Genomic DNA, 14,185 nt, shown 5'->3' with positions numbered 1-14,185 from the left:
ATCCCTCGCCTTGTTTTATTACCATATTTTTTTATTAAATAGTAAATCATTTCGTATTAATTCTAACTCAGCTTTTAATGAGGTTGGTTCTGCATTAACCCGTGTCAAGGAACTGATTGTCCAGGCTGCAAATGATACAAATGGGAAGGAACGTCAAAAAATTAATGCAGAAATGAAACAAATTAAGGAGTCTCTCCGAGATGTTGGTAACACACAAATTGCTGGGAATTATATTTTTTCAGGTACACATGTAGATCAGCCGCTCTATACGGATAAAATAAGTCCACAAAATCCAGCTATTACAACATTGGGAAAAGAGAAAAATATTGAGATTGATGTGTTTGACGGAATTAGAATGTCAGTGAATACACCAGGTGCTGAGTTATTCGGGGAACTCGATGACTTTATGGCTCATGTGATAGCTACTTTAGATGATGATACTAAAACAAGTGATGAAGTGAGCGCAGCACTTGGCTTACAAGTAACAGATGGTGGTGGGGCAACAATCCCGGCACTAGATAGTGTTCATGAAAAGACATTGAAACTACAAGCTGATGTTGGAGCACGTCAAAATCGAGTTGAACTGATGGGAAATCGGTTGAAAATTGGTGAAGAACATGCCACAAAGCAAATGTCGCTAAACGAGGATACAGAATATCCTGAAACGATTACCAATATGGTAACACAAGAATCTATTCACCAGGCAGCACTATCCGTAGGAGCAAAAATTATTCAGCAGACTTTAGTCGATTTTATTAGATAAAATCGACTAAAGCTCTTTTAAAAAGTAATATAGGATGAATTAATCGATTATTCAAATGATGAATTTAGATATTTTAAGAAAGATGTGATGCGTATGAAATTGCCACAAATTCAAATTCGCACAACAGATATTCAAATGGATTGGCAAAAACAGGATCCTATCCAATACATTAAACAACCTTCAGCTGAATTATCTATTTCTCAGCCAGCTGCAATTCTTGAAATGAGTACAACACCAGGTAAATTGACAATTGACTCTTCGGATGCAAGAAGAGATTTAGGTTTTTTTCCAACTGGTGAAATGATAGAGCGCTATGCACAGGAGGGGAAGAACGAAGCTGCAAAAGGTCTTGTGCGCCGAATGCAAGAAGGACGACAAATGAGAGAAAGTGCTGGTAAAGGTCAAGAAGGCGCTGTTATTCAACAAATCGCTAAACAAAATCATGGTCCAAAAAGAGCAGGTCCATATAATATTGAATTTGTTCCTTCTGTCGGTTCAGTGAAAACGAATTATCGCCCTGGCAAACTAGACATAAATATTACACGTCGTTATCCACAAATTAATGTACAAGTAAACAAAGTAATACATGCTTACACACCTGGTAAAATAACAGGAACAATGATACAAAGACCACGTATTGACATTGATGTAATACTTTAAAAATAGATAGGGGAAAAATTTTGAATGAAAATAGATACAAAATTTTTAGGTGAAGTGGAAATTGCAGAACAAGATATTTTCACATTTGAGCAAGGTTTGATGGGACTAGAGGAGTATAAAAAATTCACTTTATTATCATTAGATGTGGAATTACCACTGGTTTTGTTACAATCAACTGAATGTGCAGAAATCAGTTTCATACTCGCTTTTCCATATGCATTTAAGTCAGATTATATTTTTGATATCAGCCAGGAAGATCAAGAACAACTACAACTAGAAAAAGAAGAAGATGTGTTAAGTTATGTCATTATCACATTAAAAGAACCGTTCTCAAATTCAACATTGAACTTGTTAGCGCCAATCGTTATGAACCCTACGAAAAAGCTAGGAAAACAAATTGTTTTACACCAAACAGACTACCCCTTGCGCTATCCGGTGCCAAAAGTAGTAAAGGAAAGTGGGAAATAATGTTAATTTTATCAAGAAAAAAAAATGAATCGATTATGATTGGCGAACAGATTGAAGTGAAGATACTAGCAATCGAAGGGGAACAAATTAAGTTAGGTATTGTAGCACCAAAAGAAGTAACAATTCATCGCGCAGAAGTATTTCGAGAAATTCAAAGACAAAATAAAGAAGCACTTGTGTTGACAGCGGATATATTGGAACAATTGAAAAAATATAAATAAAGTCATAAGAGACGCCTGAAAGATTTTTTGGGTATCTCTTTCTATTAGTTTTAGACTATAAAATATAGTTGTCAGAAGAATTTTTCGATACATAGCAAAAAACAAAATTATTGATATAGTAATTTAGGGAGGAAATCAAAATGAAACGTGAGGTATTACTACCCACTTATTTTGAAAAGTTTTCTTGTGTCGGTGCAGCCTGTGAAGATACTTGCTGTGCAGGATGGAAAGTACAGGTGGATAAGAAATCCTTTCAGAAATATAGAAAAGTAACAAGTGGATCAATTGCAAATGATTTACGCATGAATATCACACGTGAGCGCACAGACCCATCAGATAACAACTATGCTAAGATAAAAATGGATGAAGACATGAATTGTGCTTTTTTAAATGAAGATAAATTATGTAACATTTATATTGAACTGGGCGAAAGCTATTTATGTAATACTTGTACTTTCTATCCACGGCAGATGACAGAAGTAGAAAACCGTGTAGAAAAAGATTTAAGTGTATCTTGTCCAGAAGCCGCGAGATTAATATTGCTTAATCCGGAAGGGATAGACTTTATTTTTCACGAAGAACAATTTGATAAAAAAATGCCATTCACACACGTAACAGTACCAAACCATTTCTGGGATATTCGTATGTTTGCCATTCAAATTTTACAAAGTCACTATGCACCCATCGAGTCTCGTTTGCTTGTGTTAGGGATGTTTATGGAAAAGATGCAGGCTACACCGCAGATTGAATGGGCACAAAAATTGCCGGTATATATTAATGAGTATGAGGGGATTTTGTATCGTTCTGAGCAGCTTAATCTACACACAAACTTACCAAGTAATTTAGAAATGGTTAATATGACGTACATTCTGGTTCAGTTCCAAAAAGATTATGAGCTGTATAATCCACGTTTTGGTGAATGTATAACTGAACTAAAAGAAGGTTTGCAATTATTGGGAGATGACACATTGCAGCTATCTGTTGCCTTGTATAATAAATATGAGCAAGAATACTACAAGCCCTTCTTTGAAAAAAATAGTCATATATTGGAAAATTATCTAGTCAACTATTTATTTAAAAATACCTTACCACAAAATCCGTCAAGATTTGCTAAGGAATACGCACAAGTATTAATGTGCTTTTTATTTCTAAAAGCAACTTTAATAGGTATGGCTGGCTATCATCAAACATTATCTGAAGAAATGGTAATAAAACTAATCCAATCCTTTACCAAAACTCTTGAAAATAACGCTGTTTTTAGAGACTTTATGAATAAGGTTTTAGGAGATTAGTGAATAAGGTAATTTGAATGTTCATTGTGCTACTTAGAAAGCATATACTAATCAGTATAGGCAATTCTTTATAAAAAATAATTAAGTAATTAGTTCTAAACATAGGTTGTGAAAAAATATAAAAAAAGATTAAACATTAAAAAAAAATGACGATATAGTAAGTGTTGGATACAAGAAGTTGGAAAACTACTTGCCATCGACAAACCACATGGACGTGGGTATAAAAAACATTCAAGGAGGAATTCTAAATGAGAATTCAAAATAACATTGCAGCGTTTAACGCACACCGTAACTTAGCAAACAATACGACAAATACGAGCAAGCATCTTGAGAAATTATCTTCAGGTTTCCGTATTAACCGTGCTGGCGATGATGCAGCTGGTTTAGCGATTTCTGAAAAAATGCGTGGACAAATCCGTGGTCTACAAATGGCTTCTAAAAACGCACAAGATGGTATTTCATTAATTAAAACAGCTGAAGGTGCATTAGAAGAAACACATGCAATTTTACAACGTATGCGTGAACTAGCTGTTCAAGCATCTACACAAACAAATGAACGTGGTGATGATGCAACTAAAGCAGCATCAGCAGCAGCAAAAACAGCATCAGCAGCAGGTAAGACAGCATCAGCAGCAGGTAAATCAGCATCGGCAGCAGGTAAAGCACAGTCTGCTACTACAAAATCAGCATCAGCAGCAACAAAAACAGCATCAGCGACAGTTAAACAAGCATCAGCAGACGCTTTAAGAGCAGCTGGAAGCCTTGCATCAGCAGCAGCGCTTGATGCATCAGCAGCGACACTTAACGGTTCAGCAGCGACGCTTAATGGTTCGATGGCTGTTCTTCAACAATCTGCAGGTACACTTAAATCATCAGCTGATAATATTAATGCATCAGCTACTGCCCTTAAAGCATCAGCAACACTTATTTCAGGTAAAGGTGCTGGAAATAAAGATACTGTAGCAAATAAAGACGTAGGTAAAATTCAAGAAGAATTATCAGCATTACGTAACGAAGTAGATCGTATCGCTGAACAAACTGAGTTCAATAACATGAAGTTATTAGATGGTACGTATCAAGGTAAAAAATTCCATATTGGTGCAAACACAGGTCAAAACATTGAAGTAAATATTGCGGAAATGGGTCTTAAAGGTCTTGAGCTAACAGATGACCAAGGTAAAAACTTAATGGAAATTACTTCTCGTGCAGATGCAGATGCAGCAATTAAAAAAATTGATGATGCTGTGACGAAAGTATCTGTTGAGCGTGCACGTCTAGGAGCTGTACAAAACCGTTTAGAACATACAGTGAAAAACTTAGGTACATCAGCTGAAAACTTACAAGATGCTGAATCTCGTATCCGTGATGCTGATATGGCAAAAGAGATGATGGGCTTCACGAAGAACAACATCTTAATGCAAGCAGCACAATCTATGCTTGCGCAAGCTAACCAACAACCACAAGGTGTTCTTCAATTATTACAATAAAAAACATAGAAAAAGTCTTCTTTTTGAAGGCTTTTTTCTTTATTTCCATAGAAAATGACCGATATACATAAAGAAGCAAAATAAAGACAATTCATCAATATATATAAATAAAGAATTAGGAATGTGAAGGAGAAGAGAAAAAAGTGGCACATTTAGAATCAATCATTATTCCTGCACACCATACAATATGGAATGGCTATAGCAAAAGAGAGTTAAGGATTGAATTTGCAATACCTGAAAAGGGAACAAACGAAGAGACGGGATTATTTATTTTTGTACCTGGTTTTGGGGGGCATGTCGATTCAAATGTTTACAAAAAAATGCGTAGTCAATTTGCTGATTTATATAACGTTGTTACTGTACAATGTGATTATTTTGGGAATCGTTTTATGCAAGGAGTCAGTAATTTTACGTTTAATGATGAAACATCTTTTTTAGCTAAGATATTTTCAGAAGATGAAATTTCGCAAATTCAAAAAGATTCATCTAATTTATTACCATTACTGCAAAATAAAGAGGAAGAGTTCCCAGTTTACGCAAAGTTAGATGAAACTTTAGATGAATTTGCTGATATGAGTTATATGCAAGCAATCGATATTATTACCGCTATTGAAGCAATTAAACTTATTTTAAATAAAAATGACTTTCATTATAACGAACAGCGCATAATCGGCTTTGGACAATCACAAGGTGCATATTTATTGCACCTTAGCAATCGCTTAGCACCACATTTATTTTCTCATATTATTGATATAGCAGCTTGGATTTCGCCTGTTTATTTAGAATATACGAGATGTTTGTACACACAAAAATTACAAGTTTATTTCAATTACTTAGCAAGTAACATTATCGAAGATCGAGAAGCATTAACGCTACATCAACTTTATAAAAACTTTGAAAATAGCGCATTTATTTATTCAGCAATTGGTACAACAGATAATTTAGTGGATGTAGAAGATAAGAAGGCAAGTTTAAGCAAGCTACACCATGTTCAATTTGAAATCATCGATAGTGCAAAAGTAGATAATGTGATATTTAAATCGACAAATCATGGAATGGATGCAGACTTTATCGAACTTGTTAAATATGTACTAAAAATGCAACCGCAACATCATAATAAAAATGAACGCGAACTATGTTATACAGTTACGAGTGCCAATACGAAAATCCATGTAGATTATTGTAATGGATTACCGCTCTTTCAGCTGGAAGATGGATATGTGAAAGTAGATGTAGCACCAGACGAGTTGGCAAGACAAACGAACCGAAATACAAAGACTTTGCAAGACTACTCATTGAAATCACGCAACATTATAGCCGAAATGAAGCAACAGCAACCGACAATTGACTATATCGAAACAAAAACAGGTTTGCCGACGATTGTTCTAGGTGGTTATTTGTTACATAGTAAGTATGACCCTAAAAAAGAAGCAAACAAAATAGCCGAAAAAGAATTTGAAGAAGGCTATTTGCATGTGTTATTTGGTTATGGTTATGGTTATCTTGCACAAGCATTGAAAGCTAAATTGGAAGATGCTCCTTTACTTGTTTTTGAACCTGCCATGAGCGGAATCGAAAAGACGATGACTGTTGAAGGTGTTACAGTGATTTCTAATAAAAAGCTGTTCCAGGAACAAGTGAGAGCTTATCATGATGAATATGATACGAATATGAAATTAATTTGTTCGCCTAATTATGATAAATTATTTCCGATGGAACAGCGCAATGTGAACTTGATTGTGAAAGAAAGTTACTTAGTTGATCAAATGAGAAGGAATACGATTAGTTTCTTTAGTGATATTTGGCAACAAAATGTGCGCCATAACCTTCAGTTTCTAGATGGTGCGGAAAGTTTAAATGATTTGCATAAGCGCTATACTCAACCGGTGATTGTTGCTTCTGGTGGTCCATCACTGACAAAACAATTACCTCTATTAAAAAAAATCGCTGATCAAGTTGTCATTATTGCAGCAGGCTCTACGATAAAATCATTGCTTGCGGCGGGGATTGAACCCGATTATGTACTTACAATCGATGGTGCACCAATTAACTATAACTTGCATTTTAAAGACTTGGAAATAGGACAAACTAAGTTAATTACTGCGCTAAGTAGTCATTATAAAATAACTGAAAAATATAAAGATAATTTATACTTTTATGGAATGGGCATAGAAGATACAATTTTAGATTATTGTGAAGAAAAATTAGGAATTAAAATACCGATTATGCTGAATGGAGGAAGCTGTGCCCACACGGCTCTTCATGTAGCTACCTTTATTTCTAGTGGACCTGTTGCATTAATCGGGCAAGACTTAGCCTATACGAATAATCAAACACATGCAGCAGACAATGCAGGATATATAGAAATTGACGAAAATTGGTTAATTAGGAACTATGCTTATGAAGTAGAAGGTTATAATGGAGATAAAGTATATACAAGCCTAACTTTTAATTCAATGCGTCAGCAATTCGAAGAGATCTATGAAGTGCTAAAAGATCATCATGTGATTTATAACTGTACAGAAGGTGGCAGTAAAATTGATGGAATGCCACAAAAGACATTCCAAGATTTTTGTCAGGAGTATGTAGACCTTTTCCAAGCAAAAGAATCACAAGATGCCAGCTATGAGAAACAAACAGTCACTTTAACGCAATTAAAAAAATTCTTTGAAGATGAATTGGATGTATATCGTCAATTGGAACATCAACTTCAAAGAGCACTGACGATACTAAGGGAAAAGAAATCTAACATTCAATTTACAAAACCTGTTCTCAAAAAGCTAGATAAAATTGACGAGAAATTAATTGAATTGTATGATCAAGTACTTCTAGATAGTGTCATATACCTTATTATTTTAGAAACGCGTAAAGATTTTAAAAAAGGAAAAAATGAAACACTAGAACAGACATATGAGCGTGTTTATAATCAAAGTAAAGCATTATATGAAAAATTATTAGTGGTATTCCAGAAAGCTAGACGTTATACACAAGAAGTATTATTAGAAATCGAAGAGAGAGGTACACATTCATGACAGACTTACAAGAAGTGATTGCAAGTTATAATGAGTATATTTACAATATCCCCCACGGTGCACAGTATATTGCGGAACAATTAGCAGCTGGGAAGCATGATAAAGCACTATTAGCTATTCAAGATTTTTCTGAAGGTATGTTATGGTTGATGGAGTTAAAACCATTGTTGAAGGAACATAATATTGAACTTAATTTTCCTATAGAGCAAATTCAAATGTTTTTAACAGAAATTAATGAAGGATTGAGTAAAAAAGATTGGGTGTTAGTAGCAGATTTATTTGAATATGAAATCACACCATTCTTTGAAGAAGAAGTGCAAATAATACAATAATAAGCAGGGGATTTTTTATGGCGAAAATATTAATCACTGGCGCCGATGGGTTCATCGGCTCACATCTAACAGAGCAGCTTGTACGTGAAGGCCACGAAGTACGAGCATTTGCTTACTACAATTCATTTAACTCTTGGGGATGGCTTGACCAAGCGCCGCAAGATATTAAATCACAACTTAACGTATTCTCTGGAGATATTCGGGATCCATACGGTGTGAAGGAGGCAATGAAGGGCTGTACACATGTGCTCAATTTAGCAGCACTTATTGCGATTCCCTATTCTTATCATTCACCAGCTACTTATGTGGATACAAATGTAACAGGTACATTGAATGTTGTACAGGCTGCGAAGGAGTTAAATATAGAAAAGGTGGTACATACATCGACAAGTGAAGTATATGGAACAGCCTTATATGTACCAATTGATGAGGAACATCCGCTACAAGGGCAATCCCCTTATTCAGCTTCTAAAATTGGGGCAGATCAAATGGCATTATCCTTTTATCGTTCATTTGATACACCTGTGTCGATTATTCGTCCATTTAATACATATGGACCAAGACAATCAGCACGGGCAGTTATACCAACGATTATTAGTCAGTTGGCAAGCGGACAGACAACGATAAAATTAGGTGCAATTAGTCCAACACGTGATTTCAATTATGTGAAGGATACAGTACAAGGCTTTATCTCAGTTATGAATTCTGAGAACTCAATTGGTGAAGTAATCAATATTGGCTCTAACTACGAAGTTTCAATTGGGGAAACAGCTGAAATGATTGCAGATATTATGGGCGTTAAATTAACGATTGAGACAGATGAACAAAGGCTGCGTCCTGAGAAAAGTGAAGTAGAGCGTCTGTGGGCAGAAAATAAAAAGGCGAAGGCGTTACTGAATTGGCAACCTCAATATGGTGGAAAAGCTGGTTTACGTAAAGGTTTGGAGGAAACGATCGAATGGTTTACAAATCCGAAAAATTTATCTCAATATAAGGCAGATGTTTATAATATATGAATAAACAATGGATAGAGTTTGTTGAAAATATCAAAAAACTATATGGTAAGGATTTTGTTGCATTACACGAACCAACATTTAACGAAAAAGAAGTAGATTATGTTACAGATTGTGTGAAAACAGGATGGGTATCCTCAGTAGGCTCTTATGTAACGCGCTTTGAAGAAGATTTGGCGAAATTTGTCGGTGTAAAGCGTGCTGTAGCTGTTGTCAATGGAACAGCCGCTCTACATATTGCTTTGAAAATAGTAGGCGTAGAAGCTAACGATGAAGTATTAATGCCTTCGTTAACTTTTATCGCCACAGCTAATGCAGTATCGTATTTACAGGCAGTGCCTCATTTTGTTGATGTAAATGAAGAAACATTAGGTGTTGATCCGCTGAAGCTAGAAGCTTATCTTATGGAAATGGCTGAGTTGCGAAATGGTGAACTATATAATAAGCAAACAAATCGCCGCATTAAGGCACTAGTACCTATGCATACGTTTGGGCATCCATGTATGATGGATGAACTTGTTGTTTTATGTGAGAAGTATAAGCTTGTTCTTGTGGAGGATGCAGCAGAGTCATTAGGTAGTTATTATAAAGGGCAACATACTGGGACATTTGGTAAAGTAAGTGCTATGAGTTTTAACGGTAATAAAATCATTACAACTGGTGGCGGTGGTGCGATTTTAACAGATAATGAAACATTGGCAGATTACGCCAAACATTTGACAACAACAGCGAAGGTGCCACATCGTTGGGAATTTATCCATGATGAAATTGGTTATAATTATCGAATGCCTAATATTAATGCTGCTTTAGGCTGTGCGCAACTTGAGAAAATGAATGAATTCTTAGAGCAAAAGCGTAATTTAGCAACAATTTATGAAAGGTTACTTATCTCTATTGATGGTATTCGATTGTTGAAAGAGCCTAATAACACACGTAGTAATTATTGGCTACAAGTAATTTTATTAGGTGAGCAATATAATTGCAATGACGTATTAAGCTTTTTTAATGAGCAAGGTGTGATGAGTCGACCAATTTGGACACCAATGCATGAGCTCGAGATGTATAGGAAATGTCCAAGAATGGATTTATCGGTGACAGAGCAGTTAAAACAAAAAGTTATTAATTTACCAAGTACACCTTTAAAAATGAGCAAAAGCAAGTGATTTAAGAAAGGAGAAAAATATGAGCAGTAACGAGGTATTAGTTGTAGGCGGAGGAATAGTTGGAATATTTTCAGCAATATATTTAAAAAAATATTACAACAGAGTAGTTTTGGTAGAAAGAGAAACGGAACTAGGAGGATTGTTAAAATCTAAAGCAGACAAAAATAGAATTAACTTTGATTATGGTACACATATCCCATGTGAAACATTAATTTCAGAAATTGATGAAATTTTATTTAATAATATGTCACAAGATGAATGGGAATATTTAGATAAATTGAGTGTTGGAAATTACTTTTTAGATAGTTATTATGCAGAAAGTGGCTATCCAAATACACTAAGATTATTAGAAGAGGAATATTTAAAAGGAATAATAGATTTATTAAATGGAGAAAGTACTTCTTACGAAGAGGAAAATTTAGAAAAATATTTAAAGAAAGTTTATGGAAAAGGATATACTAATTCTATTTATAGACCTTTAATGAAAAAATTAACTGGCAAAGAACTAGATCAATTACATACAAAAGCATATAAAATTTTTGATATTAGTAGATTAATTGTCGGTGATTATAATTTAACTAGAGAATTAAAAATGTCTAGTAAAATTGATAGCAAAATTGCATTTCCTCAATACAGTGAGAACTACTCTAAAAATATAAAATTTTATCCAAAGAATAATAAAGGAATTGGTATATGGATAAAAGATATGGCAGAATATGCGTCAAAAATTGGAATAGAAATATTTACAGATTGTAAAGTTACAAACATAAAAACACAGAACAGCAAAATTTCAGAATTAGAGTTGAGTAATCAAGAAATATTGAATCCAAATAAAATTATATGGACGGTTACGCCTTATGAATTAATAAAGTTATTAGATATAAAGGTTGAAACATATAAACCAGAATTTAAGAAATTAGTTCTTTGTAATATTATTTTCAATAAAAATTTTAATGTGGAAAATCATTATTTATATTGTTTTGACTCGAAAATGAAAAGTTACAGAATAACTTTATATCCTAACTTAACGAAAACGTTATCGGAAATAGAGATATACAATTGTACAGTAGAGGCTTTTTTAGATAAAGATGAAACTATAGACGAAGAAGGAATTATTGAAGAATTATGTAAAATGGGTGTAATAGATCCAAGTTTTACAGTCATCAGTTTTGAAAAAGAAGAAATTATGAATGGATTTCCTATAATAACAGAACAGTACGTTAAGGAAATGAAAAATCAGCAAAAAGCAATAAATGATAATATAGTTGATGTTATTTTATTAGGAAAAGCTAAAGGGGAAAGTTTTTTCATGGTAGATACATTAACTGAAGCTTATGAGGAGTTATCCAAGCTTGAGAAATAAGAAAATATCAATACATCAAAGTCAATATTTACCTTGGGCTCCTTACTTTAAGAAAATATATATGTCAGACTATTTTATTTTATTGGATAATGTTCAATTTCAGAAAAATGGAGTCCAAAATAGAAATAAAATTCGAAATAAAAATGGTGATTTTTGGATTACTATCCCCGTTAATAAAAAACTAAATGAAAATATAAATACTAAAATGATTACAGATAGACAGATTTTAAGAAAACATTGGAAAATGATAGAGCAAAGTTATTGTAAAACTTTAAATTGGGAACTTTATAAGGAACAGTTGTTTAAAATTTATTCTTCGGATTATCAAAAATTAAATGATATCAATTTAGATTTATTAGAATTTTTTTTGGATAAGCTTAAAATTGAAACAAAAATTATTAAAGCATCAGATTTAGATTTATCTAATACAAAAGGAGATTTAGTTTTAGAGATTTGTAAGTTATTTGATGCAAACACCTATCTATCTGGATTAGGAAGTAAAGAATATTTAGATGAGAGAAAATTTGAGGAAAATGGAATAAAAATAGAGTATATAGAGTCAATCCCTCCGATTTATAAACAAATATGTAATCCGTTTATTGGAAATTTATCGGTTTTAGATTTTCTACTGAATGTAGACCAAAATGAAATACAAGAATATTTTGAAAAGAGGTAATTTTATTATGAATAATAGAAATAAGGAAATTTGGGAAGAAATATACTCTAAAGGGTTATCTAATTTAGAGTATCCTAATGAAATGTTTGTTCGTCTATTTAACAAAAACTTTGTAAATAATAAAATAGGGACTATATTAGATTATGGTTTCGGAGCTGGGGCCAATTTAATACATATGGCTAAGCAAAATTGTGAAGTTTTTGGAGTTGAGGTTAGTGAGAGTGCAATTAGTATAGTACAAAAAAAGTTAGCAGAAAATTCATTAACAGCTGAACTATTAAAAATAGAAGATGGTAGGTTACCTTTTGAAGACAATCATTTTGATATGGTAGTGGCATGGCAGGTTCTTGTATATAATAATTTAGATACATTTAAAAAAGCAATGAGTGAGATAAATAGAGTATTAAAACCAGGAGGATTATTTTTAGGAACTATGACTGCTGTTAGAGATATCAGCCATGTAATGAGTGATAGAATAGGAGATTATGAATATACATCAAAAGTCCCTAGTCAAGAAGGGGCTACGTGTATAATTGTTGATAAAGGTGATTTACAGCTATTGTTTGAGGATAAAATAATAGATATTGGTGAATATTATTATGATTTCGGAAATTCTATATCAAGACATTGGATAGTTACATATAAAAATTAAAAATCTTCTATAACAAAGGAGGGATATCTTGATCAGTCATAGTTTTCCAAGTTATGATAAAAATGTTATAGATAAAGCTTATGAAGCATTGCAAAATGGAGAGTTTTCAAGAAGAGGAATTACTTTAGAAGCAGAAAAAAGGTTTGCTCAATTTGCATCAACTAAATATTCTAAGTTGATGTCATCAGGTTTTGTAGCATTGCAAAGTGCACTAATCGCAATTGGAGTAACAGATAAAAAAGTAGTTACTATACCTAATATTACTTGTCCTTCGGTTTATTATGCAATTAAATCGATAGGAGCAATTCCTCATGTAATTGATGTTGATAATGAGTATCCAATCCTTTCTACAAAATCTTTATTAGAACAAAGTTTGACAGAATATATTATCGTACCAAATATGTTTGGAATAAAAGCTAATATTGATAAAGTTAAATTCCCTAATGTGAAATTTATAGTGGATAATGCCCAAAGCTTTTCTAAGCAAAATGAAACATGGGCTGATATAGGAGTTTATTCATTTTCTCCAACTAAAATGGTAACCATTGGTTATGCTGGTGCGATAGTTACTAATATAAATGAAATTTATAATCGAGTTACTACTTTTTTAGATGTGGAACATTCGGTTATGGAAAATAATAAGAAACTGAAAGAAACGTTGCCATTTCGAATTCATTCGGATGTTTCCGATTTTCAATCTGCTATGTTAATAGAGCAAATTAAAAGATATGATGAAATTATAAAATATAGAGGGGAATTATCCCAAATATATGATAAGTATTTCGAAAAAAGCCGACTACTTTCGAATGTCCCTTTTCGTTACCAAATTATTTTGGATAAACCTAATGCGAGTAAAATAGGGGAATTATTACAAAAAGAAGGGATAACAGTAGTGCCATTAGGATCGCATTTGTTGAGTGATTTATTTGAAATTGAGGGGAATTTCGATAATTCCAAGTGGTGGAAAGAACATATTCTTTCTATTCCTCTCCATGAATCAATTTCCTTTGAACAAGCAGAGTCTATATCTAGAAAAATATGTAAAGTGATTGAGTAAACATGA

At 33.2% G+C, this 14,185-nt stretch carries 14 protein-coding genes; all 14 read left to right on the top strand.

The window, feature by feature from the left end; translation table 11 throughout:
* Nucleotides 1-763 (top strand): flagellin N-terminal helical domain-containing protein (locus EW028_RS20265; RefSeq protein ID WP_131522117.1); only part of this gene is annotated, 763 nt, incomplete at its 5' end.
* Nucleotides 764-856: 93 nt separating this feature from the next.
* Nucleotides 857-1,423: a DUF6470 family protein gene (locus EW028_RS20260; RefSeq protein WP_131522116.1), complete on the top strand. Its 567-nt coding sequence runs from the start codon at nt 857-859 to the stop codon at nt 1,421-1,423.
* 24 nt (nt 1,424-1,447) lie between these two features.
* Nucleotides 1,448-1,891 carry a flagellar assembly protein FliW gene (gene fliW, locus EW028_RS20255; RefSeq protein ID WP_131522115.1) on the top strand — a complete coding sequence of 148 codons (444 nt, stop codon included), beginning with the start codon at nt 1,448-1,450 and terminating at the stop codon, nt 1,889-1,891.
* Entirely contained in the window at nt 1,891-2,112 is a 222-nt protein-coding gene (gene csrA, locus EW028_RS20250; protein WP_131522114.1) for a carbon storage regulator CsrA, read from the top strand. Before fliW ends, csrA begins: the two co-directional genes overlap by 1 nt.
* Before the next feature lie 140 nt (nt 2,113-2,252).
* Nucleotides 2,253-3,404, top strand: a complete 1,152-nt coding sequence (fliB, locus tag EW028_RS20245) for a flagellin lysine-N-methylase (protein WP_131522113.1) — start codon at nt 2,253-2,255, stop codon at nt 3,402-3,404.
* Between the two features lie 248 nt (nt 3,405-3,652).
* On the top strand, nt 3,653-4,891 hold the full coding sequence (locus EW028_RS20240; RefSeq protein ID WP_131522112.1) for a flagellin N-terminal helical domain-containing protein: 1,239 nt from the start codon (nt 3,653-3,655) through the stop codon (nt 4,889-4,891).
* A gap of 143 nt (nt 4,892-5,034) precedes the next feature.
* A complete protein-coding gene (locus tag EW028_RS20235) occupies nt 5,035-7,923 on the top strand; it encodes a DUF2920 family protein (RefSeq protein WP_131522111.1) in 2,889 nt (962 codons plus the stop codon).
* The gene (locus EW028_RS20230; RefSeq protein ID WP_131522110.1) at nt 7,920-8,255 is read left to right on the top strand and encodes a DUF8042 domain-containing protein; all 336 of its coding nucleotides are present in this window, start codon (nt 7,920-7,922) and stop codon (nt 8,253-8,255) included. Before EW028_RS20235 ends, EW028_RS20230 begins: the two co-directional genes overlap by 4 nt.
* A 17-nt stretch (nt 8,256-8,272) precedes the next feature.
* Nucleotides 8,273-9,271, top strand: coding sequence for an NAD-dependent 4,6-dehydratase LegB (locus EW028_RS20225; RefSeq protein ID WP_131522109.1), 999 nt, complete (start codon nt 8,273-8,275; stop codon nt 9,269-9,271).
* Complete coding sequence (locus tag EW028_RS20220) at nt 9,268-10,431, top strand: LegC family aminotransferase (protein WP_131522108.1); 1,164 nt, start codon at nt 9,268-9,270, stop codon at nt 10,429-10,431. The genes EW028_RS20225 and EW028_RS20220 overlap by 4 nt, the downstream gene beginning before the upstream one ends.
* Before the next feature lie 19 nt (nt 10,432-10,450).
* On the top strand, nt 10,451-11,794 hold the full coding sequence (locus tag EW028_RS20215) for an NAD(P)-binding protein (protein ID WP_131522107.1): 1,344 nt from the start codon (nt 10,451-10,453) through the stop codon (nt 11,792-11,794).
* Entirely contained in the window at nt 11,784-12,470 is a 687-nt protein-coding gene (locus EW028_RS20210; protein WP_193767420.1) for a WbqC family protein, read from the top strand. Before EW028_RS20215 ends, EW028_RS20210 begins: the two co-directional genes overlap by 11 nt.
* A gap of 7 nt (nt 12,471-12,477) precedes the next feature.
* Nucleotides 12,478-13,122 (top strand): class I SAM-dependent methyltransferase, encoded by a 645-nt coding sequence (locus EW028_RS20205; protein ID WP_193767419.1) that lies wholly within the window; start codon nt 12,478-12,480, stop codon nt 13,120-13,122.
* 28 nt (nt 13,123-13,150) lie between these two features.
* The gene (locus tag EW028_RS20200) at nt 13,151-14,179 is read left to right on the top strand and encodes a DegT/DnrJ/EryC1/StrS family aminotransferase (protein ID WP_193767418.1); all 1,029 of its coding nucleotides are present in this window, start codon (nt 13,151-13,153) and stop codon (nt 14,177-14,179) included.
* The last annotated feature ends 6 nt before the right edge of the window (nt 14,180-14,185 follow it).

This window comes from Lysinibacillus sp. OL1, assembly GCF_004332175.1.
GTDB lineage: Bacteria > Bacillota > Bacilli > Bacillales_A > Planococcaceae > Lysinibacillus > Lysinibacillus capsici.
The sequence above is the reverse complement of the archived record's forward strand: the minus strand, read 5'-3'. Positions and strand labels throughout refer to the sequence as shown.

Excerpts from the sequence above, each read along its gene's own strand:
- EW028_RS20260 (WP_131522116.1), top strand. The coding sequence starts at position 857 with ATGAAATTGCCACAAATTCAAATTCGCACAACAGATATTCAAATGGAT.
- fliW (WP_131522115.1), top strand. The coding sequence starts at position 1,448 with ATGAAAATAGATACAAAATTTTTAGGTGAAGTGGAAATTGCAGAACAA.
- csrA (WP_131522114.1), top strand. The coding sequence starts at position 1,891 with ATGTTAATTTTATCAAGAAAAAAAAATGAATCGATTATGATTGGCGAA.
- fliB (WP_131522113.1), top strand. The coding sequence starts at position 2,253 with ATGAAACGTGAGGTATTACTACCCACTTATTTTGAAAAGTTTTCTTGT.
- EW028_RS20240 (WP_131522112.1), top strand. The coding sequence starts at position 3,653 with ATGAGAATTCAAAATAACATTGCAGCGTTTAACGCACACCGTAACTTA.
- EW028_RS20230 (WP_131522110.1), top strand. The coding sequence starts at position 7,920 with ATGACAGACTTACAAGAAGTGATTGCAAGTTATAATGAGTATATTTAC.
- EW028_RS20225 (WP_131522109.1), top strand. The coding sequence starts at position 8,273 with ATGGCGAAAATATTAATCACTGGCGCCGATGGGTTCATCGGCTCACAT.
- EW028_RS20220 (WP_131522108.1), top strand. The coding sequence starts at position 9,268 with ATGAATAAACAATGGATAGAGTTTGTTGAAAATATCAAAAAACTATAT.
- EW028_RS20215 (WP_131522107.1), top strand. The coding sequence starts at position 10,451 with ATGAGCAGTAACGAGGTATTAGTTGTAGGCGGAGGAATAGTTGGAATA.
- EW028_RS20205 (WP_193767419.1), top strand. The coding sequence starts at position 12,478 with ATGAATAATAGAAATAAGGAAATTTGGGAAGAAATATACTCTAAAGGG.